Here is a 26,566-nt window from a genome sequence, read left to right as displayed (position 1 = left end):
TTCCTCAGGCCGCAAGCGGCGGAAGGCGGCGCAGTTGCACAGGCAGCTTGGCGGCGATCTCTTCATCGGAGAGATCGTCGAGGAGCTTCAGCACGGTGCCCATTTCTCCGCAGAACACCAGTACCGTGCGTTTGCCTTGCACAGCGGCGGGCCAGCGCGCGCCGGCGTGGCCGCGGTAGTCGTCATGGGTGCTCGACCAGATATGATCGAGGCGTTCATCCCGTGTCATGGCGCGGACCGGCCGCAACTCGCGCTCGACGATCGCCTGCTTCGTGCGCTCAGGGGCGCTGCGATCGGCGAGGTCGCAATATCCGTGGAAGAAGCGCTTGCGGCCGTCGATGCAGAGAGAGAAGAAGACGCTCGTGACGCTGCCCGTCATGAATTCCCGCATCGCGAACATGTCGGCCCGCATGAAGAGCGGTGGCAGGATTTCGAGCATGTAATCATGCTCGGCCTCCGCGATCTCGAACCATTCGCCGGCGAAGAGGTGCCGAGCCTCCCCCTCGGCCATGGCCGGATCGCCGCGATGGCGGTTGAACATGCGGTACATCTCGTGGCGCGTCGCGACGCCTTCGAAGACTTTGCGGATGGCAGGTGAAGTGTGCATCGGCGGCTCCTGTTGGCCTGGCCGGACTGAAACGCGAGCGATCCGCCTGATCTTTTCGTCACTTCAGTCCTTCATCACACCTCCTCGCCGGCCGCCTCGCCGGTCCGGCGGGTCAAGGGCCGCGGTACGCGGGCGAAGCTTCACCCTTGACGCGCAGGCCGGGCATGCGGCAGCGCCTCATTGCCATTTCATTTTTTCCTTTCTCATTGTTCGATCTCCTTCGCCTGCCGCTCACCAGCATCGGGGCCGCACTCAAACCGCGGCCTTGCCGGCGCGCCACGACCCGGCCGGGCGTCGCGTTTGCGAGCCGCATCAAGAGCTGGCCGTCGGCGCCTTCAGTTCCTCGTTCCAGTCATCGGCGCGCGGTCGCAACCGCGCATACCGCGCGCCCGCTTGCGCGGCGATAGCACGCACGCGATCAGCATAGACGTCACCTTGCCGATTGTTGTCGGTTGCGGCCACAAGCCAGGTGTTGGCGCGCTTGGCCAGGTCGCGGATGGCTTCATCCGTCGCCGGAGACCAGCCGCCACCGGTGCTGACATAAAGGGTATCGGGGTGCAGACCCTCGATCGCGGCGAGGCTCATGGCATCGATCGCCGCCTCCGTGATGCAGATTCGCTCGGACCCGGCCGGCCCGAAGCGGAAAAGCCTTTTGGCGCCGTCCGTGGCGAAGCCGCGCCATTCCGGTCCACGTTCCTCCCACCCCCTGAGCGCTCCAGCAGAATCGCTATGTGCTGCCCACATGCTGCCTTGGGGCCCCTCTCGCAAACGATCGCAGGCGACCGCCTGCTTCACGATGTCAGCCGGCAGCCCGCGCTCGCGGGTCAGATAGCGCCAGGCCGGCGAGCCGGGGCGTGGCTCGAAGCGATGTCCCCACCGCTGTGCAACGGATGCAAGGGCGGCCTTTGGCCTCGCCGGACGCTGCCACGCTGATGAACTGGGAACGAAGCCAACCACATCCGCAACGCGGCCACACGCTTCGACGAAACCGTCAGCTCCGAGGTGTTCGGCGAGCGAAAACACGTCCCCTTTTGCGGGCGACAGGGGATCGAACCAACCGCGGCCTTCGTGGATGACGATGATGATATTGCTGTCACGGCGATACTTGATCGCGCGTCGGGTGCTTTCCTTGACGTCGACCTTCCAGCCGTCTTTTTCCAGCAGGGCCGCGCAGCCGATCTTTTGGCGCAGTTCTTCGATTGCTCGTTTGTCCATTTGTATGCACCGGACTCGCCCAGGCGAGTCCGCCTCCTCCTTGCGTTGGTCTGTCTTGCTCCTCGCCTTGCGGAACGTCCCCGACCGGCCGCGAAGCCTGCCGAATGCAAGGGCGCGCTGACCAAACCGTCAGTCGCCGCATCGTCGGGCGCGGCGAAGCCTCCCTTGCAGCCGGCATGGCGCCAGCGGCAGCCGGTCACCCGGCTCAATGAGCCGGGCACCAGGGGTCGTACTCATGAACGATGGCGTCCTGATCGCCGTCGTACTCGCTGGAAACCATCACGCCGAATTCGTTCTCAGCCTGGAAGAGGATGACCGGCACCATCAGCGTACGCGCCAGGTCGAAGGCATGGTTCTGAGCGAGGGTGAGATTGTGCGACATTGAACGGCTCCCGTCTTGCGGCGGGGACCATCCCCGCTCGACAGGCGCCGATGTGTTCGGGGGCGGCTGCGGTCACCTCGCAGGCGAAGCCGAAGAGGTCGCACGCTTGCGTAGCGAACCCCTTGCGGGTTGATCGTGGAAGGCCGAACCAGAACCAAGGAAAGCCCATTCGAGAGCGGGGATGGTTTTTCACCGGAAGCATGGTGTGCCAAACAAAGTGCACATCTTTCGTCCGTGCAGCTACTGCCGCCGTGTTCAACAGCAAGAACGGACGTCGTCCGTACGATGACCGGCGTCAACGAATGCTGTTTTTCGTACGACCGGGGCTTCATTGCGACATTGCCGTTCCATTCGACGCCATCAAGGGCGTACACGTCGCATGCACTAAGAAGTAAAGCCTGACCCGAGTACCTGAGAGACTGCTTCCTATCGGATCAGCAGTTGCACTTGTCCTGGGACGCCGCGTCAGGGATGGCAGCCCGCAAGGGGGAAGACCCGCTTGCGGGGCTTGAGCGCAGCCAACAGCCCGGCCCGCAGGGCGACGCCCAATTCCCGCCAAGACATAAGCACGATGAACTGTAAGCAGCACATCGTTTTTGGCTGAATACGGCAAATGATCGGGCGCCGACTTCACTGGAAGAGTTCCTGCACCACCGTTGGCAAGCCCACCTTGTTTGAACCGCAAATCTTGGGGCCACTCTTGCCGAACCGGACGTTCGTTCTGCGCATTATGGGAGCAATCCCTGCCGAAGCGCGAGGGCCACAGCGTGCGGAAGGGTTAATGCAGCAAGATTGCGCCTGGCATTGTCCAGATGAAACTTTACACCTCGCGGCGTGACATCAAGAAGGTCCGCAATATCCTGCATCGTCTTGCCGTCAGAGATCCATGCGAGGCACTGCCGCTCGCGCTGTGTCAGTGGGCTCCCTATCCCGCCGCCTGCTGACGTGCGTCCGATCTTGGCGCTCACATGTGCATGGTAGGTGAGACCGACCATTTTCAACATGTCTTGCGAGGTCTCGATGAAACGATCGAGGCCAAGGCTGCGGTCGTCCACCGCCAGCGTGAACGCCGCGAACTGGTTTTGGCTTGAGGGAATGCGAACGGTCAGGCCGGTCCTGATCTTGAAGCTGAGCGCATCGTCAAACAGACGGCGTTCTTTCGCCGACCTTGCACTGCGCGCCTCGCGTCCATCCCACAGGACCACCCGGCTTGTATTTCGCGGTTCCTGAAGAACGGGATCGATGTTGTCGTATCCTTCCCGAAAATAGTGGCTGGTCCAGCTCTTCGGGTAAGATGAGATCAGATTGGGGCCATTCGCGCGCTGACCCAAATAGGCGAACCACCGGAATCCCAATGCATGCGCGGTTCGTTCCGCGACACGCCGAAAATCATCTTCCGTATGGGCAGCGTGAAGACAATCGACGAATTCATTGCACGCTCTTTTGACATCTTTCATTGCGCCACTTCAGTACTTCGTAGGTTCCCCAACGCGAACTCCCCAATGATTCGCGCTCTGCGTGCAGGCCGTCTATTGCGATGTTGCGGCCGCTTTGCGGCAAGACCCAATTCCAACAGCAAGAACAATTCCAAAACGCCCTGTCAGAACTGACAGCGCAACGCCGCGACCGCGCCTGCTTTTCTGATCTCGAAGCTGTGATTCGTAAGCAGGAGATCAATAATGAAGGTCATTGTGCGGACGCGTGCGGAACTCCTGTGCGACGCTGAACTGACAATGGGAATGCATCGCCTGCGAGGGCGCGTGTTCAAGGAACGGCTCGATTGGGACGTTTCTGTCTCCGACGGATTGGAGATCGATCAGTACGACACATTAAAGCCAACATACCTTTTAGCGGTCGATCACCGCGACGTTGTTGGTTGTGTTCGCCTGCTGCCCACCACAGGACGCAACATGCTGGCGGATACGTTCCCGGTGTTGCTGGATGGCCACGCGCCGCCGAAGGCTGCCAGGATCTGGGAGAGCTCCCGCTTTTGCGTTGACACCAAGAGTGTGGCGGCAACAGCAGAAAATGGTCTGCGAGAAGCGACGTTCCTGCTGTTTGCCGCAATGATCGAATGGGGCCAGCAGCGCGGCCTTCAGGCCATCGCAACGGTCACGGATCTGCGCATGGAGCGCATCCTGCGCCGGGCCGGATGGCATCTCGATCGCCTGGGCGCGCCTCGTCAAATCGGGGCGACCAAAGCGGTGGCTGGATTGTTGCCCATCACCGATGCCGCTCTCGGCGCGATCCGGGCAACCGGAAAGATTTCCGGGCTTGCGATTGACGCGCCGTCAAGTCTCGTGCTCGCGGCATAGCATCGAACGTCCTCAGCTGCCGACAAAAAGGTTCTCAACCATGGATCCTGCCGCATTTGCCGCTCTGGTCGCACAGTGCGCCCCGACGCCAGACCTGGTCCGGCCGCTGACGGCGATCGTGCGGCAGGCGAGTTCGTTCGAGCCGCTACTCATCACGATTGAGGGGCGCAAACCGATTCCGATTCAGGCAACCAATCGTGATGAAGCCATCCAGCTCGCAACTGAGGCCATCTCCGCCGGCCAGCAGGTCCGGACCGGACTCGCTCAACTTGATGCCAAGGAGACAAAGCAGGCCGGGCTGACGGCTACCACGACGTTCGACGCGTGCAAGCACATCGCAGGCCTTGGCAAATTGTTTGACGCGCGACTGCAGGCGGCAAACATGAAGAGCTCGGAGCACGACCAGGCGATTGCCCAAGTTGTCGTGAGTTTTGCCGCCAGGGCTCCCAGTACAACGCCGGCGCCTCGTACCCAGCCGAAGGCGTCCGCCGGTGCCAACGGTTCCACTGGCGACACGACAATCAATACTCCTTCACCCTCTGTCAGCGAGCGGCCGCGCTGGGACGTCTATCGCTCAGGACTGGGCACGTCGGCCTTTGTCTATGACCGATGAGGATCATCATCTTCTTATCTCAACTCAACGCCGCGGTCCGGATGGGCTGCTGTGCCAATCGGAGCCGTGTCATGACTTCCCCTCTTAAACACTCCGTCGCCCTCCTGTGCATGGCGGCCGTTCTCAGCATCGCCTTGGCCGAGCCCGCCCTGGCGCAGACCGCAAATATCGAGGGCGTGCTCCAGAACATCGTCACGATGTTGACCGGCAATGTCGCGCGGTTGCTGGCGACACTGGCGGTCATCATCGTCGGCATTGCGTGGATGTTCGGCTACCTCGATCTGCGCAAGGCCGCCTACGTCGTGCTCGGCGTCGCCATCACATTCGGTGCCTCCGAGGTGGTTTCGACCCTTACCGGGGGGCGCTGATGATCGTCGTCACCCACGAGCCCATGCGTCTCACCGAGGACACTTTATTCCTGGCCTGCACGCGTCCCGCCATGATTGCCGGCGTCACCATGGAAGCTATGGCGCTCAATGTGATGTTCTCCTGCATCCTGTTCCTGGCGGCTGGAAGCATTTTATACGGCCTGGTTGCGCTGCCGATCCACGGGCTCTGCCGGATCGTCTGCCGCCACGATCCCAACATGTTCCGGATCCTGCTTGCCTGGATCGAGACCCGGGGACGCACACGCAACGCACCGTACTGGGGCGGATCGTCCTGCGCGCCGCTGAAGCTGGTTCGGCGGTACCGAACGAAGGATCTCGGCTATGCGTAACGCTGCGCTCAAGGCTCGGGAGATCGAACCCGACGTCTATCTGCCGTTCGGTCGGCACGTGACCGATACGGTGATCAGCCTCTCGACCCGCGCCTTGATCACCGTGATCAGGATCGACGGCACATCGTTCGAGACGGCTGAGGCGGCCGACCTGAACGATCTTCATGCAAAGCTCAACCTCACGCTACGCAACATCGCGGACGACCGGCTCGCGTTGTGGTCCCATTTGATCCGTCGTCAGACATCGGCTTACCCAAGCGGCACGTTCCGATCGACATTTGCAGCCTCTCTTGACGCGCAATATCGCCAGCGGCTCCAGAGCGACGCGCTGTTTCGCAACGACCTTTATTTGACGCTGGTATGGCATCCCGGCCGTGCCACGACGGACGCAGCGGCAGCGTTCTTCAAGCGGCTCGGTCGCGCCAGCGGGCGCTCCGCCGAGGTTGACAGCGAGGCCTTGAAACGGCTCGAGGATGCCAAGCGCGACGTCGTCGCGGCGCTTGAGCGTTACGGCGCGCGTGCCGTCGGTCTGGTCGAGCGCGATGGCATCGTGTTTTCAGAACCGATGGAACTGCTCCACGCGCTCGCCTCTGGCGAATGGATTTCGATGCCTTTGCCACAAGGACCGATCGGTCCTGCGCTCTATTCCAACCGCGTCATCTTCGGACGCGAGGCTCTTGAAATCCGTGGTGCCGGCGGATCGCGCTTCGCCGGTATGTTCGGGATCAAGGAGTATCCGGCGTCCACCCGGCCGGGACTGTTGAACGCACTGCTTTCGGCGCCGTTCGAGCTCATCCTCACGCAATCTTTTGCCTTTCTGTCGAAGGCCGATGCCAAGACGGTACTGACTCGAAAGCAAAATCAGTTGGTGTCGGCTCAGGATCCGGCGGCCTCACAGATCGACGAGCTCTCTGACGCCCTCGACGACCTCGAATCCAACCGGTTTGCCCTCGGTGATCATCACCTCTCGCTGCTCGTCTCAGCCGATACGCCTTCGCAGCTGCAGGGCCACATGAGCGTGGCACGGCGCGCGCTGGCCGACGCGGGCGCCGTGGTGGCACGCGAGGACCTTGGGCTTGAGGCAGCCTATTGGGCGCAGCTTCCTGGCCTGTTCAAATACCGCGCCCGAGCGGGTGCGATCAGCTCACGCAATTTCGCGGCATTCTCCCCGTTCCACACCTATCCGGTCGGAAAGCCAGACGGCAACCATTGGGGACCGGCGGTTGCGATACTCAAGACCGCTTCCGGCTCGCCGTTCTATTTCTCGTTCCATCACGGCGACCTCGGCAACACCTTCATCTGCGGCCCGTCGGGATCAGGCAAGACCGTCGTTCAGAATTTTCTGCTGTCACAGGCCGAACGGCTTGGCGCAACCTATGTGTTCTTCGACAAGGACCGTGGCGCCGAAATTTTCGTCCGTGCTGTGGGCGGCACGTATTTGACGCTCCGCAACGGCGTCCAGACCGGCTGTGCACCGCTCAAGGCGCTGGAGCTGACACCAGCGAATCTCTCCTTCCTGGGCGAGTTGGTCCGGAAGCTTGTCACGCCCGAGAACCGTCCCCTAACCGTCACCGAGGAGGAACGGATCGATTCCGGGTTGCGCGCGCTTAGCCAGCTCCGACAGGAGGAACGCTCGTTCGGCGCATTGCGCGCCTTTCTCGGCCAACAGGATCGCGACGGCATTGGTGCCCGGCTGGAACGTTGGTGTCTCGGCGCTCCCTACGGCTGGGTGCTCGACAGTGACCGGGACGCCACCGGCCTCGACGCCCGCTTCATTGGCTTCGACATGACGGATCTGCTCGATCACCCGACCGTCCGGACGCCGCTGATGATGTATCTGTTCCATCGTGTCGAGCGCCTGATCGACGGCCGGCGCCTGATCATCGACATCGACGAGTTCTGGAAGGCGCTTGGCGACGAAGCATTTCGCGATCTCGCCAACAACAAGCTCAAAACCATCCGCAAGCAGAACGGCGTCATGGTGTTCGGCACCCAATCTCCGCGGGATGCGCTGGCCTCCCCAATCGCGCACACCATTGTCGAGCAATGCCCGACCCAGATTTTCCTGCCGAATGCGCGGGGAACGCGATCGGACTATGTCGACGGCTTCCACCTCACCGACACCGAGTTCCGCTTGATCAAGGAGGAGCTGGCTCCCGAAAGCCGGCGCTTCCTGGTCAAGCAAGGCCATAACTCGGTGGTGGCGGAACTCGACCTCGGCGGTTTTGACGACGCGCTCGCCGTCCTGTCAGGACGCACCGAAACGGTCGAACTGCTCGATCACATTCGCTCCGAGACCGGCGACGATCCGGCCCAATGGCTGCCGGTATTTCACGCAGAGCGGAGGAAAACCCGATGATAACTCAACGTGGACCGACGCTTCTCACCTCGCTGTCGGTCGTGACCCTCCTGATGGCCTCGCCGGCAGGGGCGGAGATTGTGTTCGACCCAAGCGTCTTTGCGCGGCAATTCGAGCAACTGACGGAACTGAAGAAGCAGGTTGATACCCTGACGTCGCAGCTCAAGGTCGCGCAAGATCAATTGAACCAGGCCAAGCAGCTTTATGACAGTTTCAACAAGCGGACCAATGCCAACGACATCGGAGCTCTCTTAAACACGCCGCAGTTCCGTAAAGTTCTGCCGCAACAGTTTGCCGATATCGAAAAGTTGCTCGCGGGGCAGGGCAGCGGCAATTTTGCGAACTCGATCAACCAGTATCTCAATCAAAATCGCGCCTATGCCGGCAACAGCGGCAATTCGTATTACCAGAGCGAGCTCGACCGGATCGCCCGGCAGACCGGAGCGAAGCACTCGATGGGCCAGGCGGTGTACGATACCGCCTCGCAGCGCGTCGATGCCCTTGAGGAGCTCAGAACTCGCATCAGCTCGGCGACCGACGCCAAGGAAGTTCTCGATCTGTCGGCGCGCCTGCAGGCCGAACAGGCCCTGCTGCAAAACGATGTGCTCCGGATGCAGGGTCTGGCGATGATCCAGCAGGCTCGCGTGGACATGGACGGTCAGCGGGAGCGGGAGAAACAGCGACAACTGGTCGATGAAATGAAGGCGGCGCTGCAATGAGGATAACGCCTTGCATTCTGCTGGTTGCCGTCACCGCCGCTCTTGCGGGCTGCAATGAGGCCGATACCAGTCATGCGCCGAAAACAGTCGGCTGGTTTTTCGAACATCGCGACGAGCTTGCAGTAACTCTCAAGGCGTGCCGCGACAACCCGGGCGAACTCGCGAAGACGCCAAATTGCATCAACGCCAATGAAGCCCGCAACAAGGTCACCGTCCAAGAAATGAAAGACGCCGTGAAGTAAGGACCGCCGCCATGGCCATAAACGTCTTCGACAGCTTCTTGAAAGAGTTCGAGCAACCGATCACGGCATTCGTATCGACCTCGGTGTCGAATCTTGCCTCCTACATCGATGGTCCGCTGCGCACCGCCGTGATGCTCTACGTCATCCTCTATGGTTTTGCCGTGATGCGGGGAGCGATAACTGAGCCGATCATGGAGTTTGCATGGCGGGCGATGCGGATCGTGGTCGTGGTGCTGCTAGCGACGAACTCGAGCGCGTTCCAACAATACGTGACGGGATTGTTCTTCGATTCTTTGCCGAAGGAGATCGGCAATGCGTTGGCGGGCTCGGGGCTGAATACCAGTTCCGGCGCTCCGTTCGATCAGCTTCTGTCCAAAGGGATCGACGTTGCCAACAAGATCTACGATCAGGCTGGCCTGACCAACATCGCGCCTGCGCTGATTGCGGCCATCCTCCTGGTCTTTGTGGCCGTCGGATCGTTCCTGCAATTCGCCATTCTGCTTTACGCAAAAGTGGGTCTTGGCGTGGTCATTGCGCTCGGTCCGGTATTCATTGCGCTAGGTCTCTTTGAGGCGACCCGCCCGTTTACAGAAGCCTGGCTTCGGCAAGTCGCGAATTTCGTGATCTTATTGGTGCTGGTGGTCGCCCTCGTCGGGCTGATGTTGACCACCGTCAGCGGCTTCATCGACAGGTTCGCGGCAAACGCCGGAACAGCCGGCGAGATGGTAGTGGCCGCGATCGCCATCAGCGCGGTGCTCGGTCTTTCCGGTTATATCGCGCTTCAACTGCCGATCATCGCTGGCGGTCTCGCCGGGGGTGGTGCGTCGCTCGCAAGCCGGCTGGTGACGAGCCCGCTGATCGCCAATACCACGGCCGCCGCCGGCGGCGCCTATGCCGGCGCGCGCGGGGCGGCCAGTCGTGGCCTCGCGGCGATGCGGGCCAGCCGCCAGGGCGGCAGCATGCGGCGCACCCGATCGCAGGGGAGCACGGCCGCATAACCGGTTATTCTCCGGTTGGTCGGGCCAAAAGAGTGTGGCCCGCGCACGTACGAGGGGCTGATGGGTAAATCCTTCAGCTCCCGACGGCCGGTCGCCAAGGCTTGGAATGACCAGTCTAAAGTACTAATAAAGGTACGCTATTTGGTTCTATGGAGCGTGCTATGGCTAGCCTGATATTGGCGGAAATGACGGCGAGCGTGTCGGAGTTGAAAGGAATCCGATGGGACCCGTTGCAGCCGGAGAAGGCGCGCCTGTCGCTATCCTTAATCGAAACGAACCAGCATTCTACTGCGTGCCGGCCAAAGCCTACGAAGCGATGATGGATCGGTTGGAACATATCGAGCTGAACGCTATTGCCGACGCTCGTAAGGACGAGGCCGTCATCAAGGTTACGTTGGATGACCTATGAGCTGGCATTTCTGGATGCCGCGCCGAAAGAGTGGCGGAAGCTCGACAGCAACACGTAGGATCAATTCAAAACTGGTCAGTCCGCGCGTGCCTGCCGCGAAGCTTTCAGGGCAGCAAGGATCGATACAAAATCAAGCTGCGAAGCGTCGGATATCGGCTGGTTTTCGAGGTTCGCGACGGCAATTGATTTTCGTCGTAGTGGCGGTCGGAAAACGTGAGCGAGACGCGGTCAATAGGGCCGCCGAAAAACGGTAACAACGAATCTACAATCTCCACTGTGAATAAGCGTCCAAGAGTACTCCTTCGAGCGCAAGGTGGAACATCGGTTTACCGTACTGATCGGCATCGGGACCCGCGCCGATCAACACCTTGCTGCTATAGCAACTTGCAAAAACACGCTGTTCACCCACTGGCTGTTCTGATTAGCCGGACATTCATCGGGACGCAGCGAAAACCGCCTGTGATCAATTCAGAAATGCTACGCCAACAAAATTGCCCTGCCGCCAAATCACGCGGCACTTTCGGGCAGTGTGAAAATTATCGAACGTCAATTCAAAGTCGACCGGCAGGACGTTGCAGTCTTGCAGCCGAATTCCTGCACCTCGGTTCGTAACATCGTGAACTGTGCACGTGAATACGCCGCGCCGCGCGTCGAAATAGAACAACGCGCTCTTCGAAATCGTCGTTCGACCAACAAATCGCCGCTCGACCATCACCACGTGACGACCTCGCACCCTTGACTGCACGTGGGGCCGACTATGCTCGTCTATGGCTCTAGGTTCAGTGAATTTGATCGCCGAAAAGTTGCTGTACGTTGGTTACCTGCCGTTAACCACGCGCCTCCTAGTATTGCCATGACCTTCTGGTGGTCACGAGCGTGAAAGCCGTCGCTGATCTCAACCCGGCGGCGGCTTTTTCATAGGGCGGAACGGCCTCGATGAATTATGGAGCGTTCACGAACGACAGCCTCACCATGATGTACGAGGGTATCCGAGGCGCGCTGGCCGCCGATGACGCCCTAAAGGCGCAAGGCGAGGAACCCCGGTTTCGGGTCCGCCACACGCCGGACTGGAAAAAGCACGCCGCCGATCTGGAAGTAGAGATGCTCAGGCGCGGAATGACCTTTGATATAATTGACTGGTCGGAGGATCAGGCGACACTTCCTTTCTAGCGGATGAGTGTAGAGTTTGTCTCGTAGCAGGAAGGAATAGCCAACGGCGCCGCCAAGTTGATGATGGACTGGAGTGAAAAGCCAATTTTTTCATATCAATAAAGTGCCACGTGTGCAGTCCGTGTGCAAAATTCTGACTTCCTCGCGCATCGTGAGCGTTGACGTGTGCAACTCACTTCGCGTGAGAAAAATGGGACGAGCGGGGAATTCCGAGGATGTATTCTCGCAAGCGAAGCGGCGTGATCTTCCCTGCTCATGCCCGTCATCGCCGTCACCAAGGAACGTCGCGCCGCGCGGAGACACGGGCGACCGCGTCCCTGTTTGTGTTCGTCGTGCCTGGTTCGTGAGGTCCAGTCACAACGCTGCGTGACCACGTTGGCGCAGCAGGCGATACGTCGGGCCAACCGGCGCTATCACCATGGCCGTTCCGGCCTCCACCTTGGCCACTTCGGCCCTCTTCGCCGAGCCGCGTTCCGCGCATGGTGGTCGATGGAGGGCTCAGCCCTGTCCGGCGCTACAGCCCCTCGGACGGACAATTGCGCCACCGGTTTGGCGGCGCGCCAGGGAGACATGCCGTGATGGGAACCTCGTTCATCGCCACTCACGAGAGCCTCGCGCAGGACGAGTACGAGCAGATGCTGATCGCCTCGACGGTCGACGACCTCGTCTGCACCAACACTGTCACCAACGTCCTGGGCAACTGGTTGCGGCCGACCCTTCTGCGCGCCGGCATCGATCCGGATGAGCTCCTTTTCAAACCTAAGGTCGACTTTGGCGACGAGAAGACGCGCGAGGCGAACCTGAAGCGCTGGCGCGACATATGGTCGGCCGGACATGGCGTCGGAAGCGTCACCGATATCGAACCTGTCGCCGCGATCGTCGACCGGCTGCACGCCGAATACCGCATAGCGGCCGCCAAGCCCTCCTGCTTCGCCTAGCCGTCCGACGCCAACCCACGCATCCAAGGAGATCCCTATGCCAACGATCAACCAACAGGTCCGTCTGGCCGAGCGACCTGCGCCGGGGCTCGCCGACCCCTCGATCTGGTCCCTAACGCACGAACCGGTCGCCCAGCCCGCTGAGGGCGAGGTTCTGGTGGAGGTCCTCTACTGCTCCCTCGATCCCGCGATGCGCACCTGGTTGAACGCCGGACGATCCTACATACCCCCCGTCGGCATCGGCGAGGTGATGCGTGCGGCCGGGGTCGGCCGGGTCGCGGCCAGCAAGGCCGCGGGCTTCGCGAAAGGCGACATCGTGGAAGGCGTGTTCGGGATCCAGAAGTTCGTCGCCATCGCGGCGGACCAGGTTCAGCGGATCGAGGCCGACGGCACGCCGCCAGAGGTGCATCTGGGCGCGCTCGGCACGCCCGGGCTCACCGCCTATTTCGGGCTGCTCGACGTGGGTAAGGCGAAGCAAGGCGATACGGTCGTGATCTCGGCCGCCGCCGGAGCGGTCGGCACCGTCGCGGGGCAGATCGCCAAGGCGATCGGCTGCCGCGTCATCGGGATCGCCGGAGGCCACGAGAAGTGTCGGATCCTCGTTGACGAACTCGGTTTCGACGGGGCGGTGGACTATCGGGCGGAGGACTTCGGGGCGGCCCTGAGAGCGGCGTGTCCGCAAGGGATCGACGTCTTCTTCGACAATGTGGGCGGTGCGGTCTTGAACGCCGTGCTGCGCAACCTCGCCCAGGGCGCGCGCATCGTGGTCTGCGGCGCCGTGTCCCAGTACAACGCCACCTCGGTCGGTCCCGGGCCGACGAACTACATGAACCTTCTGATCGCCCGGGCGAGCATGATCGGGTTCGTGATCTTCGACTATCAAGACCGGTATCCCGAGGGGCGCAAGCAACTCGCGGAATGGATCGCGGACGGCAAAATCAAGCCCAGGACCCACCTCGTGAAGGGCCTGGAGAACTTCCCGACCGCGCTCAATCAGCTGTTCGCTGGAGACAATGTCGGGAAATTCGTCTTGCAGGTGGCGGAGGTGCCCTGAGCGCTGGGCCGCAGGGAGCCGGGGCGCCGCTCCGGACCCGGCCCGCGGCCCATCCAGATGATCGCTTCCAGAGCGAACCAACCTGTTGGCCTGGCGCTCAGCCCGTCGCGAAAGCCGCCGCGACGAAACAACGACCGGCTCAAGAGAACGCTCCCGCCCGACGGGAGTCTCGAGGAGACACGAGATGCCGTGGCTCAGATCCTATCCGGAAGGCGTCAAATGGGATGCTGACCTGGCCACCGTGCCGGTTCAGAGGTTGCTGGAGCAATCGGCGGAGAGGTGGCCGAATAAGCCGGCGATCGACTTCATGGACCGGCGCATATCCGAAGACAATTGAAGACGCGATCTATCAACATCCGTCTGTTGCGGAAGTCTCTGTCATCGGCGTTCACGACGAATACCGCGGGCAGGCGCCGAAGGCCTTCATCAAACTCAAGGACCAAGCGCCCGCCGTCACCCTCGCCGAGCTGAAGAATTTTCTGAAAGACAAGCTTGGAAAGCACGAGATGATCGCCGACGTGGAGGTCCGCGCGGAGTTGCCCAAGACGCCGATCGGCAAGCTTTCCAAGAAGGAACTTCACGAAGAGGAATCCGCCAAACGGGCGAAGGCCCCAAGCGCAGCGCCTATCCGGTCCGAAGCATAGGGAAGGGCAGGGGTTCCAGCATGGCGACCTTCATACTGATCCACGGGGCTTGGCACGGCGGATGGTGCTGGGAGCACGTGGCGCCTCTCCTCACTGCGGAAGGACACCAGGTCCTTCCCCCCGACCTGCCCGGCATGGGCGCGGATACAAGCGAACTCGGAAGCGACCCGCTTTCTGACTGGGCTGATTTCGTGGCTGATCTAGCATCCCGGGCCGAGGCTCCGGTCATTTTGGTGGGCCACAGCCGGGGCGGACTCGTCATCAGCGAGGTGGCCGAACGGGTCCCGGATCGGATCGACACGCTCGTCTACCTCACGGCCTTCCTGTTGAAGGAGGGGCAGTCGCTGGTCGATGTTGCTGGGCGCTATCCTGACGTCGGACCAGGAGCGGTGATCCAGCCTGCCGCCGACCCATCATGCCTCGTGGTCGATCTGGAACCGGCGCTTCCGATCTTCTACGGCCGGACCTCAGAGGCCTTGGCGCGAGCGGCTGCGAAGCGTCTTACGCCCGAGCCTACGGCTGCGCTGACAACCCCTGTGAAGATCAGCGCGGAGCGTTTCGGGCGTGTGGCCCGCGTCTACATCGAAGCCACGGACGATCTGGTGATCAGCCTCGAGATGCAGCGCGAGATGCAAGCCGCCCTGCCGTGCGAACGGGTGATCACCTTGGACTCCGACCACTCGCCGTTCTATTCGACCCCGGCGGCGCTTGCGGCGGCGCTGCTTGGCCTCTTCTGAGGGGGCTCGGGGTTGGCCCGGCGTCGGCAACCTAACCGCCGAGCCACCCAAGGCGAACTGACTGCGTTCGCGGCTCTCTAAACCCGTGAATGTCCCACACGGCGGGCGCCAACTCTTGCTTGACCATCTGAATGTCGATCATCATTCTGATGTGGCTGTATGAGATATAGCATGCAGATGGGCGGGGGCAGTGCGCGGGATGTTCCGCCACCCTCAGCTCCGCGCCGAACGGGAGATGTTTCGATGAGTGAAGCTGCCGTGCAGGTGGGGCGTGTTCGCTATGAGCGCCACGGTCACATCCTGAAAGTGGTGATCGATAAGCCGGGGCTGACGAACGCGATCGCTTCAGGCTCGACCCCGTCCACTTGACCTCGGGACTGAACACTGGTCGTGCGGCCTTTCTGCTCCGGCCTGTCCGCGAGCATTCTGCTGCAGACGCTCCGAGGATCAGGCCTTCGCCTTATACGACGGCATCCGGTCGCCCATCCGCTTACCCATCTCCTCGGAGAGGGCTATCAGACCGTTGAGCGGACGGACCATTACCTCGAAGTCGACGATCCGACCCTCCGTATCGAACCGGATGAGATCGGCACCCTTGACGCCCTTGCCCGCAATCTTGGCGCTGAACTCCAGGACAACGCTCAGGCCATCGTCGGTCGCCGCCTCACGGTGATAGCTGAAGTCCGAAAACACGGTGACGACCGTCTGGAGCGCCATGACCATGGCCTCGACGCTGGCGTAGGGATTGAACGCCAAGGGCGAGCGGAAGGTCACCTCCGGATGCACGATCAGGGGCAGGTCACTGAGGTCCAGCTTTGCCATCATCTCGTGCCACTTCTGGAGCGTAGCGGCGGCGGCGGGTTGCAGATTGAGGAGTTGGGTCACGCCATCGTTCCAAAATCGTTGGACCAGCTTCAGATGTCCGCCCTCGGCGGGCGCGATGCATAAGCCTTCGCGATCCTCGCCGATCTGGAGAAGATTGGTCTCAATATTGAACTTTTAGACTCGCGACGCGGCGCTGTCAAGCTTGGCGACGCGTCCATTAAGGTTGTCCCCGGCGACGAAGGCGTAAGTCCGCGAGGACAAGCTGCCGTCCGCGGGCGGAGCGCACTTTGAGCTGCTCCAGTTCGCTGCCGTCGACAGCGTCGAGCATGCGGATCGGCGGCGGTGATGGCCGGAACAACCATCGATCGCCCCACTGGCGCAGCGCGATGATGGTCGTGAAGAGATCTTCGCCCATCTCCGTCAGGACGTATTCATGCCGCCGCGCTTCCTCGGCGATCGGTTTGCGTTCGAGGATTCCGCTCGCGACGAGTTTCTTCAGTCGCGCCGTCAGAAGATTGCGGGACATCTCAAGTTGCTTTTGGAAGTCGTCGAACCGCGTCGTGCCCACAAAGGCCTCGCGCAGGATCATCAAGCTACCCCAGTCGCCCACAACGTCCACTGAGCGGGCCATCGGACACTCGGCGGAGGCCCAACTCTTCCGCTGCATAGGAGGTCTCCTTTGTTGTTTGCGCTTGGTCGCGCGGCGTAGCTCAGCGTCGCCGCTGAAGGCGTGCAACAACCTAGCGCCGATGTCTGCTCGTGGAAAAGCTACGGCGACCATCCGACCACCGAACGACCCGCATCTAGACCACTGCAGCGGCACGAGCGGCGAGGGGGCCGGTCAAGGCGCTCGTGCCTTCCAGAACCCAGGCCGCGTGACCGCACCAGGCGGGCAAGCGAGACCTCTGGCCAACCGGCGCCGTCACCGTGGCCGGCTCGGCCCCCCTCTTGGCCACCCCGGCCCTCTTCGTCGAGCGGCGTTCCGCGCATGCTGGCCCGGAAAGGGCCGTGACGATTGGTCGGAAAACCCGCGAATGGGTCTGAGACTGGAGCAGTTTGGTCGAGCTGCCACATAGCTTCGTTTTTGGCATTCGACCCGGCCCTTTGTCGCGCCCGGGGACAGTTTGACGGAGGTCGACGGTGCAGTGGAGCGAGCTTGGGGACGAGGCCTGTTCGTCGGCGCGCACCTTGTCGGTGATCGGAGACCGCTGGACGCTGCTGATCCTGCGCGACTGTTTCCTGCGGGTCCGGCGGTTCGACGATTTCCAAGAGCGGCTCGGGATCGGCAGGGCGATCCTCGCGGACCGGCTGGGGAAGCTGGTCGACGCCTTCGTCCTGACGAGGGTGGCCTACCAGACCAATCCGATGCGCTATGAATACCGGCTGACTCCCAAGGGGCTCGACCTATACCCGGTGATCATGGCCATCGTCCACTGGGGCGACATTCATATGTCCGGCAAGAAGGGTCGCCCGCTACTGCATCACCACACCGCCTGCAACCATCAGTTCGATCCCGTGATGGTCTGTTCGGAATGCGAGGAGGTGCTCGATCCGCGCGAGGTCCGTCCCTTGCCCGGTCCCGGGGCTCGACATCCGCGGCATTTGCCCATGGCCACCGCCGGTCGCCGGTCGCCGGCCGGCAACGAAAGCGGAGGGCGAGCCGGTTAGCGGCGCAACATCTTCCAGTCCTTGTGGCCGGTCACGAGCGCGGCCTGCTGGATCTCCAGGCGGGCTTCGAACAGGCGGCTGGTGCCCTCCTGCCGCAGGTCGTGGAAGTGCAGGTCGACGATCCCGAGAATTCCGCAGGCCCGTGTGAACGCGGTTCCGGCGGATTTGTGGTTTGCGGGAAGATCCTGTCGTCTTCGTTGCTGCGCACCGCACGCTGCTCTTCGATCAATTCGACGGCGTTGAAACCGGAGATGTCGAGCAGCGGGATGCGCTGGTGGTTGCCCTTCTTCTCCCGTCGGTCCTTGCGGTCCCGGATCAGCAGCATCTTGGTACGGGGATTGTAGTCGTCCCAGGTCACCCGGAAGATCTCTTCCTGGCACATCGCCGTTGCGATGGCGAAGCGCATGACGCGGCTCATGGGGATGCACGGGCGCCTGAGGCTGTCGAAGTGCTTGAAGAGCCCCTGAAGCTCTTCCTCCATGGGGCGCCGATCGCGCTCGTTGCTCTTGCCGACGAGTCCCAGGCGCTTCAGCGCGATGCGCGCCGGATCGACCTGCTGCATGCTCACGGGCAGGCCGTGGACCGCCGCGGCATGTGAGATCACCAGCCTGACGGCGCCGATATCCATGCTCACCGTCACGGGGCCTACGCCTTGGGCGGCGCGATCACGGCCGAACTTGATCAGGCGCTTCTCGCTTATATACCGGCGCTTGCGCCGGACCACGGCGCGCCAGGAGCCAGACGGAAGCCTCACGAACGCGGCCAATTTCGTGTCCTCGATGTGTACAGTGAGGCGTCGAACGGTGGCAAAAAACGTCGTATCGCGTCGCAAAATCGAGTGTACAAGCCGCGATCTAACTCTTTGAGACTACAAGAAAATTGCAGTAATTTCAAGTACATAGATTGTCCGTTGCGCCGATGACTTTTCGTGCCCGCTCTGTGAGCAGACGAATATTACGGTGATGGGTTGGCTCATTTCCAAACTCGCATTGGCGCGGTTGGGCACCAGTTTACACACGGTTATCGTGAGCGTCCGCCAACGCGGACGTCAACTGACAGATTACCCAAGGGTCGCTTTTCACAACGGCATTTGTTTGCACGATTGCGGCCGGGGGCGACTTTTTATAGTCGCCGGTCGCCGCCACCGTGACTAGGCCACCGCGTCGTATCGGCGTCAAACCCGAAAACCCAATTCAATGCATCTCGAGAGTGCGCCACCTCAAGCTCCGAAGGGTTGTCGCGACCGCTCAAATCGGCACGATTTCGATGCACTATTGGTGGCCGACCGACAATTCTTGAACACCCTGCCGAAACAGACAGGTCACCATTGGGTCCACCTCTAGTTTTGTAACCCACGTACGCTTGTGGGTGAGTCTGTTGGGCAGAACGATCTGCGTGAACGCGAGTGCGGGAGCCAAAGCAAGCGATAGCGCGTTAAGCAGGGGCATCAGAACGATGTGGCGTCGACTATTCATCATTTGCATTATCGCATGGCAGCTTGGCGGCTGCGCGATTTGGTCAAAGGGCCCGCCGTCATGTGACGGCCTGGCTCGGCGGCCGCTTAATCGCTCGTTGTGGGACTGGGAATCCGGGGCGCCGTTGCCAACACCGGAGCCGCCAGTTCCGCCATCTGCACCAATCATCCGCAAGGGTGAAAGTAGCCCACCAGCGCCCTCCGTTCATCTCGCCTTATCCGGTCGCTGGATCGACATTGCGACCTCTAACCGCGCCTGCGGCAAGGAGGCGTGAGATGATCGGGCATGATGACCTGAAAGCCTACTTCGATAATGCGCGGCGATGGGAACAGGATCTGCTGCTATCGGCTCATCGCTCGCGGCGAATAGCGTGGGTGATTGCCGCGGGCGCTTGCGCTTTGGCGGTGGCCTCGGTCGGTGCAGTTGCAGCGCTGGCGCCGCTGAAGACGGTCGAGCCATTCGTGATCCGCGTCGATAGTGCCACCGGCATTGTGGACACCGTCTCCGCCCTCAATTCGACGCCGGCACGCTATGACGAAGCCGTCACCAAATTTTTTCTTGGGCGCTACGTACGCGCGCGGGAAGGTTACAGCTACCCAGAAGCCGAAACCAATTTTCGCACAATTTCCTTGCTTTCGGGGCAGGGCGAACAGGCTCGTTTCGCGGCCTGGTACCGCGGCTCCAATCCCGAAAGCCCGCAGGTCGTTCAAGGCCGTTTTGGGATCGCGACGGTGCGCATCAAGGCGATCTCGCTCCTGGCCGACAATGTCGCGTCGGTGCGTTTCATGAAAGAGAGCCGCAAGGGCGAGGAAACCAGAGTGACTCATTGGGTCTCGACGCTGACGTTCTCTTACGCCAACGCACCGATGTCTTCCGCCGACCGTCTGATCAATCCGCTCGGCTTTCTGGTTTCGGAATATCGCGCCGATCCGGAGGTCGTGCCATGAAACCTCTCGCTCTTTTGATGATACTGGTGCTCGGTATTGCCGACCCCGTTATGGCCTTGCAACAACCGTCTCCCGGGCAGCGCGATGCACGTGTGCGCACGGTAACCTATGACCCGGCCAACGTGGTTCGCCTCAACGGCGTGATTCGTGCCTCGACTCAAGTCGTCTTTGCCGATGACGAAGAGGTGGCCCATGTCGCGATCGGCGACGCGGTCGCATGGGAAGTCGCACCTGCGGGTTCGATCCTGTTCCTCAAGCCGCGAGAAAAGCATCCCCCGACCAATCTGCAGATTGTCACCACCCGTCCGGACGGCCGCAAGCGCTCGTACCAGTTCGAGTTGTCGATCGCGGAGACGACGCTTGCGGATAGCTACTTCGTCGTCCGCTTCGCCTATCCCGGTGATGAGATTGAGCGCCGGCGCACCGAAGCTGCGGCCCGTGGCGCCGAGCGCGAAGGCGCCCTGATCGAGCAAACTTTTGCCCTGCATCATGCCTATGGCGCGCGCAACTGGCGGTTCTCAGCGCAGGGTTCGATCGATCTCGAGCCGGAAGCCGTGTTCGACGACGGCAAGGAAACCACGTTCCGCTTTGCGGGCAACCGCGAAATTCCGGCCATTTACCTGATCAACTCGGACGGCTCCGAAAGTTTGGTGCCCAAGGACGTTCGCGGCGAGCTCGTAGTCGTTCATGCCACGGCAAAAGAGTTCCGATTGCGCAAGGGGGACAACGTGCTTTGCATCTTTAACGAGGCCTTTGACGCGGTCGGTGTCAATCCAGGCACCAACACCACGAGTTCCTCGATCGAGCGGCGGGCGAAGAAGTCAGCTCGATCCCAAAAGTCACGATAGGGGGCGCGAGATGACCGAGCTTCAAAACGAGACGCTGCCCGATGACCGTGGCATTACTCCTGTAGGAACAGGGGATAACGGTCGAACGACGATGCTCAAGCGCGGCTTCGGCGCGCTGGCGCTCACCGCATTTGCGTTCCTGATCATCTGGGGGACCTGGAAAGGCGACAAGCCGGTAAGTGATTCCGCCCGCAAGCTCACGATTCGGCAGGCAGCGGCGTTCGAACCCGTCAAGGAGACGCCGGCGGCACCGATCACCACGGCGTCCATCCCGGTCGCTCCGGTCGCTGCCGCGTCAGCGGCACCCGCGCCCGCTCCAGACCAGATGCTCGAAAGCGCGCGGCGCGCGCCGGTATTGGCCTATAACCGGCCGGTGTCGGCTGCACATCCCCCTCGTGACGGCGTGACCGGAAGCATCGGTACCGATCCCTACAGTTTTGGGCGAGGTGAGCCGCGCAATGACCTTGCCGACAAGCTCAAGCCTACGCCAATCGAAGGGGTACGCGCGGCACGGCTTCCCAATCGTAACCTGCTGGTCACACAGGGAACATCGATCCCGTGTGTGCTGGAGACGGCGATGTCGTCGGACGTGGCGGGCTTCGTCTCCTGCGTCGTCATACGAGACGTGATGTCGGATTCCGGCAATGTCGTCCTGATGGAAAAGGGCACCCAAGTGGTCGGCGAATATCGTGGCAATGTGAGGCGCGGCTCAAAGCGCATGTTCGTGTTGTGGACGCGGGCCAAAACGCCGACCGGGGTGATCGCAGCTTTGGCCTCGCCCGCAACGGACGCGCTGGGCCGCGCCGGTTTTGATGGTGACCTCGACACCCATTTCTGGGAGCGATTCGGCTCTGCAATGCTGCTGTCGATCGTCAGCGACGCTTCTTCGATCGGGCGTCAACAACTGCAAGATGGCTCAATCCAGGTCAACAACACGACGGGCGCCACCAACACCGCCGCCGCCATCGCCGTCGAGCAGTCCATCAACATCCCGCCGACGCTGAACAAAAACCAGGGCGAATTGGTCAATATCTTTGTCGCCCGCGACGTCGACTTCTCCTCGGTCTATCAACTGCGGCGGATTGAGACCCGCACGCAGATTTTGGACCGCACCGTCCCGGGGGTCAACGTGGCCCCGGCTGTCGTGACAAAATGACCGCGGCGGTCCCCTCGATTGAACGCGATGGCGGCCGCCTTGTGCTGGCGCGCTACCTTGAGCCGCTGGCGCCGTATCTGGCGGATGACACCCTGACCGAAATCGTCGTCAACCGCCCCGGCGAGCTTTTTGTGGAAGGGCCTGGCGGCTGGACCCGGCATGAAGCGCCAGCACTCACCCATGCTTATCTTATGCATCTCGCGACCGCGGCCGCCGGCCATACGCGGCAAGACATCGGTCCGGAACACCCGGTGGTCTCGACCAGCTTGATCGGTGATGAGCGCTGCCAGATCGTGATGCCACCAGCGGTGCCGGCCGGCATTGTCAGTCTCACGATCCGCAAGCCGTCTATGTTGACAATGACACTCGACGCCTTCGAGCGGGCAAAACTGTTCGACGAAGTCCGCGCCGCCAGTGACGACCTCACGGCCGACGAGCATCGTTTACTTGCCCTGAAAGACGCCGGTGCCTGGCGCCAGTTTCTCGAGCTTGCGGTGCGGACCCGGCGCAACATTATCATCTCGGGTGCGACCGGCTCGGGCAAGACCACGCTGTCCAAGGCATTGATTGCGGCGATCCCGGCACATGAGCGGCTGATCGCGATCGAGGATACCGCAGAACTCGTCATTCCGCATCAGAACTGTGTCCGGCTGCTCTACGCCAAGAACGGCCAAGGTCTTGCCAAGATCGGCCCACGCGAACTGCTCGGATCCTGCTTACGGATGCGGCCCGACCGTATTCTGTTGCAGGAGCTGCGCGACGGTACGGCCTTCTTCTATCTACGGAATGTGAACTCCGGTCATCCAGGGTCGATCACGACGGTTCATGCCGACAGCGCCCGGCTCGCCTTCGAGCAGCTAACCTTGTTGGTAAAGGAAAGCGCGGAGGGACGCGACCTTCATCGCGACGATATCCGCTCGCTGCTGTTTCTTTTGGTTGATGTCGTTGTCCAGATGCAAAAGCGCGACGGCCGTTATCGCATCACGGAACTCTATTATGACCCCATTCGCAAACGCGACCGCATCAGCTGAGGCGGCGCGGGGCATCGCGCTTGCTCTCGCGGCCTGCGCGCTGTTTCTGCTGGTCGCCTCGAATGTTCTGCTGCTCGGGCTGCGGCTTCACGACGGAGGCTTGCACTGGTCGGAGATTGTCACGGGCTGGCCGCGTTACGGCGCCGACCCACGTTTCGACCGGTGGCTGACGCTGGCGACGCTCGCCGGTGTCGTTGTGGTGTTCGGAATGCTGGGTGCTGTGCTCCGTCACCGTCCTCTGCCTCTTCACGGCAGCGCGCGCTTTGCGTCAGAGCGGGAGATCAAGGCCGCGGGCTTGCGTTCCACTGAAGGCATCCTGCTCGGCCGCAAGGATGGTGAGCTACTGTGTTTCGGAGGCTCCGAACACGTCCTCGTCTATGCCCCGACCCGGGCAGGCAAGGGCGTCGGCTATGTCATTCCCAATTTGCTCAATTGGCCAGATTCGGTGGTTGTTCTCGACGTCAAAAAAGAGAACTGGGATCGCTCGGCGGGATTTCGCGGTACCCATGGGCAGGAGGTCCATCTCTTCGATCCGCTTGAGGAGAATGGCCGCACCGCGCGCTACAATCCGCTCGGTTACGTGCGCAGCGATCCTGCGGATCTTTATGACGATCTGCAACGCATTGCCGTCATGCTGTTTCCTGCGGAGAGCCGCGGCGACCCGTTCTGGTTCGAGGCCGCCCGCTCGGCCTTTGTCGCTGTTGGAGGCTATGTCGCGGAAACACCAGGCCTTCCCCTGACGATCGGCGAGATCCTGCACCAGCTGTCCGCTGCCCCCGACCTAAAGGCGCATTTCGATAAAATCATCGCGGCGCGAAAATCAGGTCCATCACCTCTTTCCCGGCATTGCATCACGGCGCTGAACGATTTCCTTGCCGCTTCCGAGAACACCATGAACTCGGTGCGCAAGACCGTGACGGCGCGCCTGGGTTTGTGGCTCAACCCCCGCATCGATGCCGCAACTTCGGCCAATGATTTCGATTTGCGGCAACTGCGGCAACGGCCGATGTCGATCTATCTCGGGGTCACGCCTGACAATCTCGACCGCATGGCGCCGCTTCTCAATCTGTTTTTCCAGCAAGTCGTCGATCTCAACACCCGCGAACTGCCGGAACAGAACCCAAAACTCAATCGCAAGATTTTGCTGCTGCTCGATGAGTTTCCCGCCCTGGGCAATGTCAATGTGCTCGCGAAATCCGTCGCGTTCATCGCCGGGTACGGCATCCGCCTGCTTACCGTGGTCCAGAGCCCGGCGCAGTTACGCGCAATCTATGGAATCGACGCGGCCCGCAACTTCATGACCAACCATGCCGTCGAGGTGGTGTTCGCCCCAAAGGAACAGGACGTCGCTAATGAACTTTCGGAGCGCATCGGGTACGACACCGTGAAAGCGCGCAGTCGCAGCGGACCGAAAGGGCTGGCGATGCGCTCGACCAGCGAGACGGTCTCCGAGCATCGTCGCGCCCTGATGCTGCCGCAAGAGCTAAAACTTCTTCCGAAATCCAAAGCGTTCGTTCTGGGTACCGGTATTCCGCCCGTTATCGCCGACAAGATCGTATACTACGAAGACAAGGCGTTCCTGAAGCGATTGCTGCCGGTGCCGGCCCCGGAATTGCCCAAAGGACGCTCAAACGCGCTCCTCGATGCAGAGATCAAGGTGCTTCGCTCCGAAGTCGCTGAGTTGCGGGCGGTGTTCCGGGCCCGGCCGATGACGGATGAGGAGGTGGCTGACCCGTCCACAATTCCCGCCAACGCTAGTTTCGATTTCGGAGACGTGGACGTCGACCTTGAAGGGTTGTCCGAGGACGACATGAAAGCCTGGACCCTGAATTACATCGACGCTCAGGCCATCCCGCCGGCGCGACGGGCAAGCCGGAAGCAGAATGGACGGCAACATGAACGACACGCGTGAGAACAGCCAGGACTTCAGCCTCAAACGGCAAGAGCGAACAGGGCGCGATCCTGACACGGATAACACAATCGAGGATTCCGCAGCGAAGTCAGCATCGGCCGACAAAGCATCCACCGCAACGGTGGGTGACAATGGGCTCCCCGATCGCATCCGCCGCAAGTATTACGTTGTGGCCAACGAGCCCGGCAAAGAAGGGGCAGACGGGCAGGCGCGGCTTTATGCCGATGAGCGGGGCGAGTATCTCGCGTTCAAAGTCGCCGAGAATCGTCTAGTCACGAGGCTGGCCGCCGCCGAGGTGATCCGCGATATGGTCAGCGTGGCGCAACATCGGGAGTGGAACGCCTTCCAGGTCCGCGGCTCCGCAGAATTCCGGCGAGAGGCATGGCTCGAGGCCAACGCGCGCGGAATGGAGGTACAAGGTTATCAGCCTACCGAACTCGACCGGCAGACGCTCGCCGACCGGCAAGAAGTCTGGGAACGTACGCATCCGCGCAGTTCGGAAACAGAGGCTCGTTCGGTTTCTGACAAAGATGGGCACACCGAAAGACTTGATTACGACAAAGGTATCTCGGGACGCTTGATCGAGGTTGGCCAGGCACCGTATCGCAATCGGAACGATGCCGAGAAAACTGCCTACGTGGCCATCGAGCTCGACAGCGGTCATCGGCATCAGGTGTGGGGCGTCGGTCTTGAAAAGGCGACCGCCGACAGCGACGCGAAGCCCGGCGATCGCATTCAGGTGCGGAGGGACGGGGTCGAACAGGTCACAAAGAAAATCAAGGTGATTGACGCCGCCAACGGGCAGACGCATGTCGAGCGGCGGCAAGTCCCGCGTAACCGCTGGCGGGTGACAGCGGAGAAGTTTCGCTCAGCCGACCGGCAGGCGGCTGCGCGTGATCCCGCCCTTGTGACAGCTCAATCGCAAATGGCGATCATTGAGAGAGCTTTAAAACGCGCATTCCCGGACAATGAGCGTGCACGACAAAACCTCGCCGAAGTGGCACGGGAGCGAATCTCCCAACACCTCGAGCACGGTCATTTTTTTGCGCGAGCGACCGTTATGGAACCGACGCAAACTCGCAGCCGATCCGGAAGCGACAAAGACGATGTCCGTCAAGACACATTTAGTGAGCGTGTTAGAATTCAAGGACAAGACCGGTGAGCATCGGCTGGACGGTCCTAACGATTACGGCGAAACCGTCAGCAAATGGTGCGAAAGTTTCCAAGCCATACTGGCCGCACGCTCGCGCGTGATTCCGGTACGAGATCGCAAGCAAGTAGCTTTAGGCGTTGGGTCGCCACGTAACACCCGCTGTTCAGAACAGCTGACTCTTAATCATCGGGTCCCAGGTTCGAGCCCTGGTGCGCCCACCAAGCCTTTCAAGAACTTAGCAGTCTAGCCAAGCGCCTATTCCGACAAACTATCGGCGGCTATTCCGACAAACCGGCTGGTTTTGTTCGCTCGGCGCGGCGCTTTTGGGCGCCGGAAACAAGCTGCTTCCGGGTACGCTTCGCGTACGTCGGCAACTGCCGCGCCGACCGGTGGCGTCCTGCTGCGCGCAGCTCGGCATCAGAGAGATCGGA

General features: G+C 61.4%; 28 protein-coding genes and 2 pseudogenes. 23 read left to right on the top strand and 7 right to left on the bottom strand.

Annotated elements, in window-relative coordinates; translation table 11 throughout:
* Positions 1 to 4: 4 nt before the first annotated feature.
* The 4 genes from JQ611_RS06335 to JQ611_RS06320 form a co-directional block, all read right to left on the bottom strand.
* Complete coding sequence (locus tag JQ611_RS06335; protein ID WP_212464844.1) at positions 5 to 607, bottom strand: DUF1419 domain-containing protein; 603 nt, start codon at positions 605 to 607, stop codon at positions 5 to 7.
* 312 nt (positions 608 to 919) lie between these two features.
* Positions 920 to 1,822: a DUF3991 and toprim domain-containing protein gene (locus JQ611_RS06330; protein WP_212464843.1), complete on the bottom strand. Its 903-nt coding sequence runs from the start codon at positions 1,820 to 1,822 to the stop codon at positions 920 to 922.
* Positions 1,823 to 2,027: 205 nt separating this feature from the next.
* Positions 2,028 to 2,204: a hypothetical protein gene (locus JQ611_RS06325; protein WP_212464842.1), complete on the bottom strand. Its 177-nt coding sequence runs from the start codon at positions 2,202 to 2,204 to the stop codon at positions 2,028 to 2,030.
* A gap of 728 nt (positions 2,205 to 2,932) precedes the next feature.
* Positions 2,933 to 3,661: an autoinducer binding domain-containing protein gene (locus JQ611_RS06320; RefSeq protein WP_212464841.1), complete on the bottom strand. Its 729-nt coding sequence runs from the start codon at positions 3,659 to 3,661 to the stop codon at positions 2,933 to 2,935.
* 222 nt (positions 3,662 to 3,883) lie between these two features.
* Here JQ611_RS06320 and JQ611_RS06315 point away from each other — a divergent pair, with 222 nt between their 5' ends.
* From JQ611_RS06315 to JQ611_RS42380, 16 genes and pseudogenes are all read left to right on the top strand, one after another.
* The gene (locus JQ611_RS06315) at positions 3,884 to 4,519 is read left to right on the top strand and encodes an acyl-homoserine-lactone synthase (protein ID WP_212464840.1); all 636 of its coding nucleotides are present in this window, start codon (positions 3,884 to 3,886) and stop codon (positions 4,517 to 4,519) included.
* 40 nt (positions 4,520 to 4,559) lie between these two features.
* Positions 4,560 to 5,132 carry a type IV secretion protein gene (locus JQ611_RS06310; RefSeq protein WP_212464839.1) on the top strand — a complete coding sequence of 191 codons (573 nt, stop codon included), beginning with the start codon at positions 4,560 to 4,562 and terminating at the stop codon, positions 5,130 to 5,132.
* 71 nt (positions 5,133 to 5,203) lie between these two features.
* Positions 5,204 to 5,500 carry a TrbC/VirB2 family protein gene (locus JQ611_RS06305; protein ID WP_212464838.1) on the top strand — a complete coding sequence of 99 codons (297 nt, stop codon included), beginning with the start codon at positions 5,204 to 5,206 and terminating at the stop codon, positions 5,498 to 5,500.
* On the top strand, positions 5,500 to 5,850 hold the full coding sequence (locus JQ611_RS06300) for a type IV secretion system protein VirB3 (RefSeq protein WP_249132973.1): 351 nt from the start codon (positions 5,500 to 5,502) through the stop codon (positions 5,848 to 5,850). Before JQ611_RS06305 ends, JQ611_RS06300 begins: the two co-directional genes overlap by 1 nt.
* Entirely contained in the window at positions 5,843 to 8,209 is a 2,367-nt protein-coding gene (locus JQ611_RS06295; RefSeq protein ID WP_212464837.1) for a VirB4 family type IV secretion/conjugal transfer ATPase, read from the top strand. The genes JQ611_RS06300 and JQ611_RS06295 overlap by 8 nt, the downstream gene beginning before the upstream one ends.
* Complete coding sequence (virB5, locus tag JQ611_RS06290) at positions 8,167 to 8,928, top strand: P-type DNA transfer protein VirB5 (protein WP_249132972.1); 762 nt, start codon at positions 8,167 to 8,169, stop codon at positions 8,926 to 8,928. The genes JQ611_RS06295 and virB5 overlap by 43 nt, the downstream gene beginning before the upstream one ends.
* Positions 8,925 to 9,170, top strand: a complete 246-nt coding sequence (locus tag JQ611_RS06285; RefSeq protein WP_212464836.1) for an EexN family lipoprotein — start codon at positions 8,925 to 8,927, stop codon at positions 9,168 to 9,170. Before virB5 ends, JQ611_RS06285 begins: the two co-directional genes overlap by 4 nt.
* An 11-nt stretch (positions 9,171 to 9,181) precedes the next feature.
* Positions 9,182 to 10,168, top strand: a complete 987-nt coding sequence (locus JQ611_RS06280) for a type IV secretion system protein (protein ID WP_212464835.1) — start codon at positions 9,182 to 9,184, stop codon at positions 10,166 to 10,168.
* A gap of 161 nt (positions 10,169 to 10,329) precedes the next feature.
* Positions 10,330 to 10,577: pseudogene (locus JQ611_RS06275) on the top strand (type II toxin-antitoxin system Phd/YefM family antitoxin).
* Between the two features lie 936 nt (positions 10,578 to 11,513).
* Complete coding sequence (locus JQ611_RS06270; protein WP_212464834.1) at positions 11,514 to 11,747, top strand: hypothetical protein; 234 nt, start codon at positions 11,514 to 11,516, stop codon at positions 11,745 to 11,747.
* 575 nt (positions 11,748 to 12,322) lie between these two features.
* Positions 12,323 to 12,685: a hypothetical protein gene (locus JQ611_RS06265; RefSeq protein ID WP_212464833.1), complete on the top strand. Its 363-nt coding sequence runs from the start codon at positions 12,323 to 12,325 to the stop codon at positions 12,683 to 12,685.
* A 37-nt stretch (positions 12,686 to 12,722) separates the two neighbouring features.
* Positions 12,723 to 13,739 carry an NADP-dependent oxidoreductase gene (locus JQ611_RS06260; RefSeq protein WP_212464832.1) on the top strand — a complete coding sequence of 339 codons (1,017 nt, stop codon included), beginning with the start codon at positions 12,723 to 12,725 and terminating at the stop codon, positions 13,737 to 13,739.
* A gap of 184 nt (positions 13,740 to 13,923) precedes the next feature.
* Positions 13,924 to 14,076, top strand: coding sequence for a hypothetical protein (locus JQ611_RS06255; RefSeq protein ID WP_212465049.1), 153 nt, complete (start codon positions 13,924 to 13,926; stop codon positions 14,074 to 14,076).
* Positions 14,060 to 14,383 (top strand): annotated as a pseudogene (locus JQ611_RS42935) (AMP-binding enzyme); the annotation flags it as partial. The gene JQ611_RS06255 and the pseudogene JQ611_RS42935, both read left to right, overlap by 17 nt.
* 20 nt (positions 14,384 to 14,403) lie before the next feature.
* On the top strand, positions 14,404 to 15,120 hold the full coding sequence (locus JQ611_RS06245; RefSeq protein ID WP_212464831.1) for an alpha/beta fold hydrolase: 717 nt from the start codon (positions 14,404 to 14,406) through the stop codon (positions 15,118 to 15,120).
* 243 nt (positions 15,121 to 15,363) lie between these two features.
* On the top strand, positions 15,364 to 15,489 hold the full coding sequence (locus tag JQ611_RS42380; protein ID WP_283816732.1) for a hypothetical protein: 126 nt from the start codon (positions 15,364 to 15,366) through the stop codon (positions 15,487 to 15,489).
* A gap of 78 nt (positions 15,490 to 15,567) precedes the next feature.
* Here JQ611_RS42380 and JQ611_RS06240 read toward each other — a convergent pair whose 3' ends face one another.
* Together JQ611_RS06240 and JQ611_RS06235 are read right to left on the bottom strand one after the other, a co-directional pair.
* Positions 15,568 to 16,005, bottom strand: coding sequence for a nuclear transport factor 2 family protein (locus JQ611_RS06240; protein WP_212464830.1), 438 nt, complete (start codon positions 16,003 to 16,005; stop codon positions 15,568 to 15,570).
* A gap of 157 nt (positions 16,006 to 16,162) precedes the next feature.
* Entirely contained in the window at positions 16,163 to 16,576 is a 414-nt protein-coding gene (locus JQ611_RS06235; RefSeq protein WP_283816731.1) for a helix-turn-helix domain-containing protein, read from the bottom strand.
* Positions 16,577 to 17,085: 509 nt separating this feature from the next.
* Here JQ611_RS06235 and JQ611_RS06230 point away from each other — a divergent pair.
* On the top strand, positions 17,086 to 17,613 hold the full coding sequence (locus JQ611_RS06230) for a helix-turn-helix domain-containing protein (protein ID WP_212464828.1): 528 nt from the start codon (positions 17,086 to 17,088) through the stop codon (positions 17,611 to 17,613).
* Between the two features lie 31 nt (positions 17,614 to 17,644).
* On the opposite strand, the gene JQ611_RS06225 is transcribed toward JQ611_RS06230, so the two are convergent.
* Positions 17,645 to 18,379 (bottom strand): hypothetical protein, encoded by a 735-nt coding sequence (locus JQ611_RS06225; protein ID WP_249132970.1) that lies wholly within the window; start codon positions 18,377 to 18,379, stop codon positions 17,645 to 17,647.
* A 984-nt stretch (positions 18,380 to 19,363) separates the two neighbouring features.
* Here JQ611_RS06225 and JQ611_RS06220 point away from each other — a divergent pair.
* From JQ611_RS06220 to JQ611_RS06195, 6 genes are read left to right on the top strand one after another with little or no spacing between them, the layout of a single operon-like run.
* On the top strand, positions 19,364 to 20,035 hold the full coding sequence (locus JQ611_RS06220) for a virB8 family protein (RefSeq protein ID WP_212464827.1): 672 nt from the start codon (positions 19,364 to 19,366) through the stop codon (positions 20,033 to 20,035).
* Positions 20,032 to 20,883 (top strand): P-type conjugative transfer protein VirB9, encoded by an 852-nt coding sequence (gene virB9 / locus JQ611_RS06215; RefSeq protein ID WP_212465022.1) that lies wholly within the window; start codon positions 20,032 to 20,034, stop codon positions 20,881 to 20,883. The genes JQ611_RS06220 and virB9 overlap by 4 nt, the downstream gene beginning before the upstream one ends.
* Positions 20,884 to 20,893: 10 nt before the next feature.
* Positions 20,894 to 22,039 carry a type IV secretion system protein VirB10 gene (gene virB10, locus JQ611_RS06210; protein ID WP_212465021.1) on the top strand — a complete coding sequence of 382 codons (1,146 nt, stop codon included), beginning with the start codon at positions 20,894 to 20,896 and terminating at the stop codon, positions 22,037 to 22,039.
* Entirely contained in the window at positions 22,036 to 23,070 is a 1,035-nt protein-coding gene (gene virB11, locus JQ611_RS06205) for a P-type DNA transfer ATPase VirB11 (RefSeq protein WP_212464826.1), read from the top strand. Before virB10 ends, virB11 begins: the two co-directional genes overlap by 4 nt.
* Entirely contained in the window at positions 23,036 to 24,982 is a 1,947-nt protein-coding gene (locus tag JQ611_RS06200; RefSeq protein WP_212464825.1) for a type IV secretory system conjugative DNA transfer family protein, read from the top strand. The genes virB11 and JQ611_RS06200 overlap by 35 nt, the downstream gene beginning before the upstream one ends.
* The gene (locus JQ611_RS06195; protein WP_249132969.1) at positions 24,954 to 26,144 is read left to right on the top strand and encodes an LPD7 domain-containing protein; all 1,191 of its coding nucleotides are present in this window, start codon (positions 24,954 to 24,956) and stop codon (positions 26,142 to 26,144) included. The genes JQ611_RS06200 and JQ611_RS06195 overlap by 29 nt, the downstream gene beginning before the upstream one ends.
* The last annotated feature ends 422 nt before the right edge of the window (positions 26,145 to 26,566 follow it).

The sequence above is a fragment of the Bradyrhizobium sp. AUGA SZCCT0182 genome, from assembly GCF_018130185.1.
In the GTDB taxonomy this organism is placed as follows: Bacteria; Pseudomonadota; Alphaproteobacteria; order Rhizobiales; family Xanthobacteraceae; genus Bradyrhizobium.
This window is presented reverse-complemented; position numbering and strand designations above follow the sequence as displayed.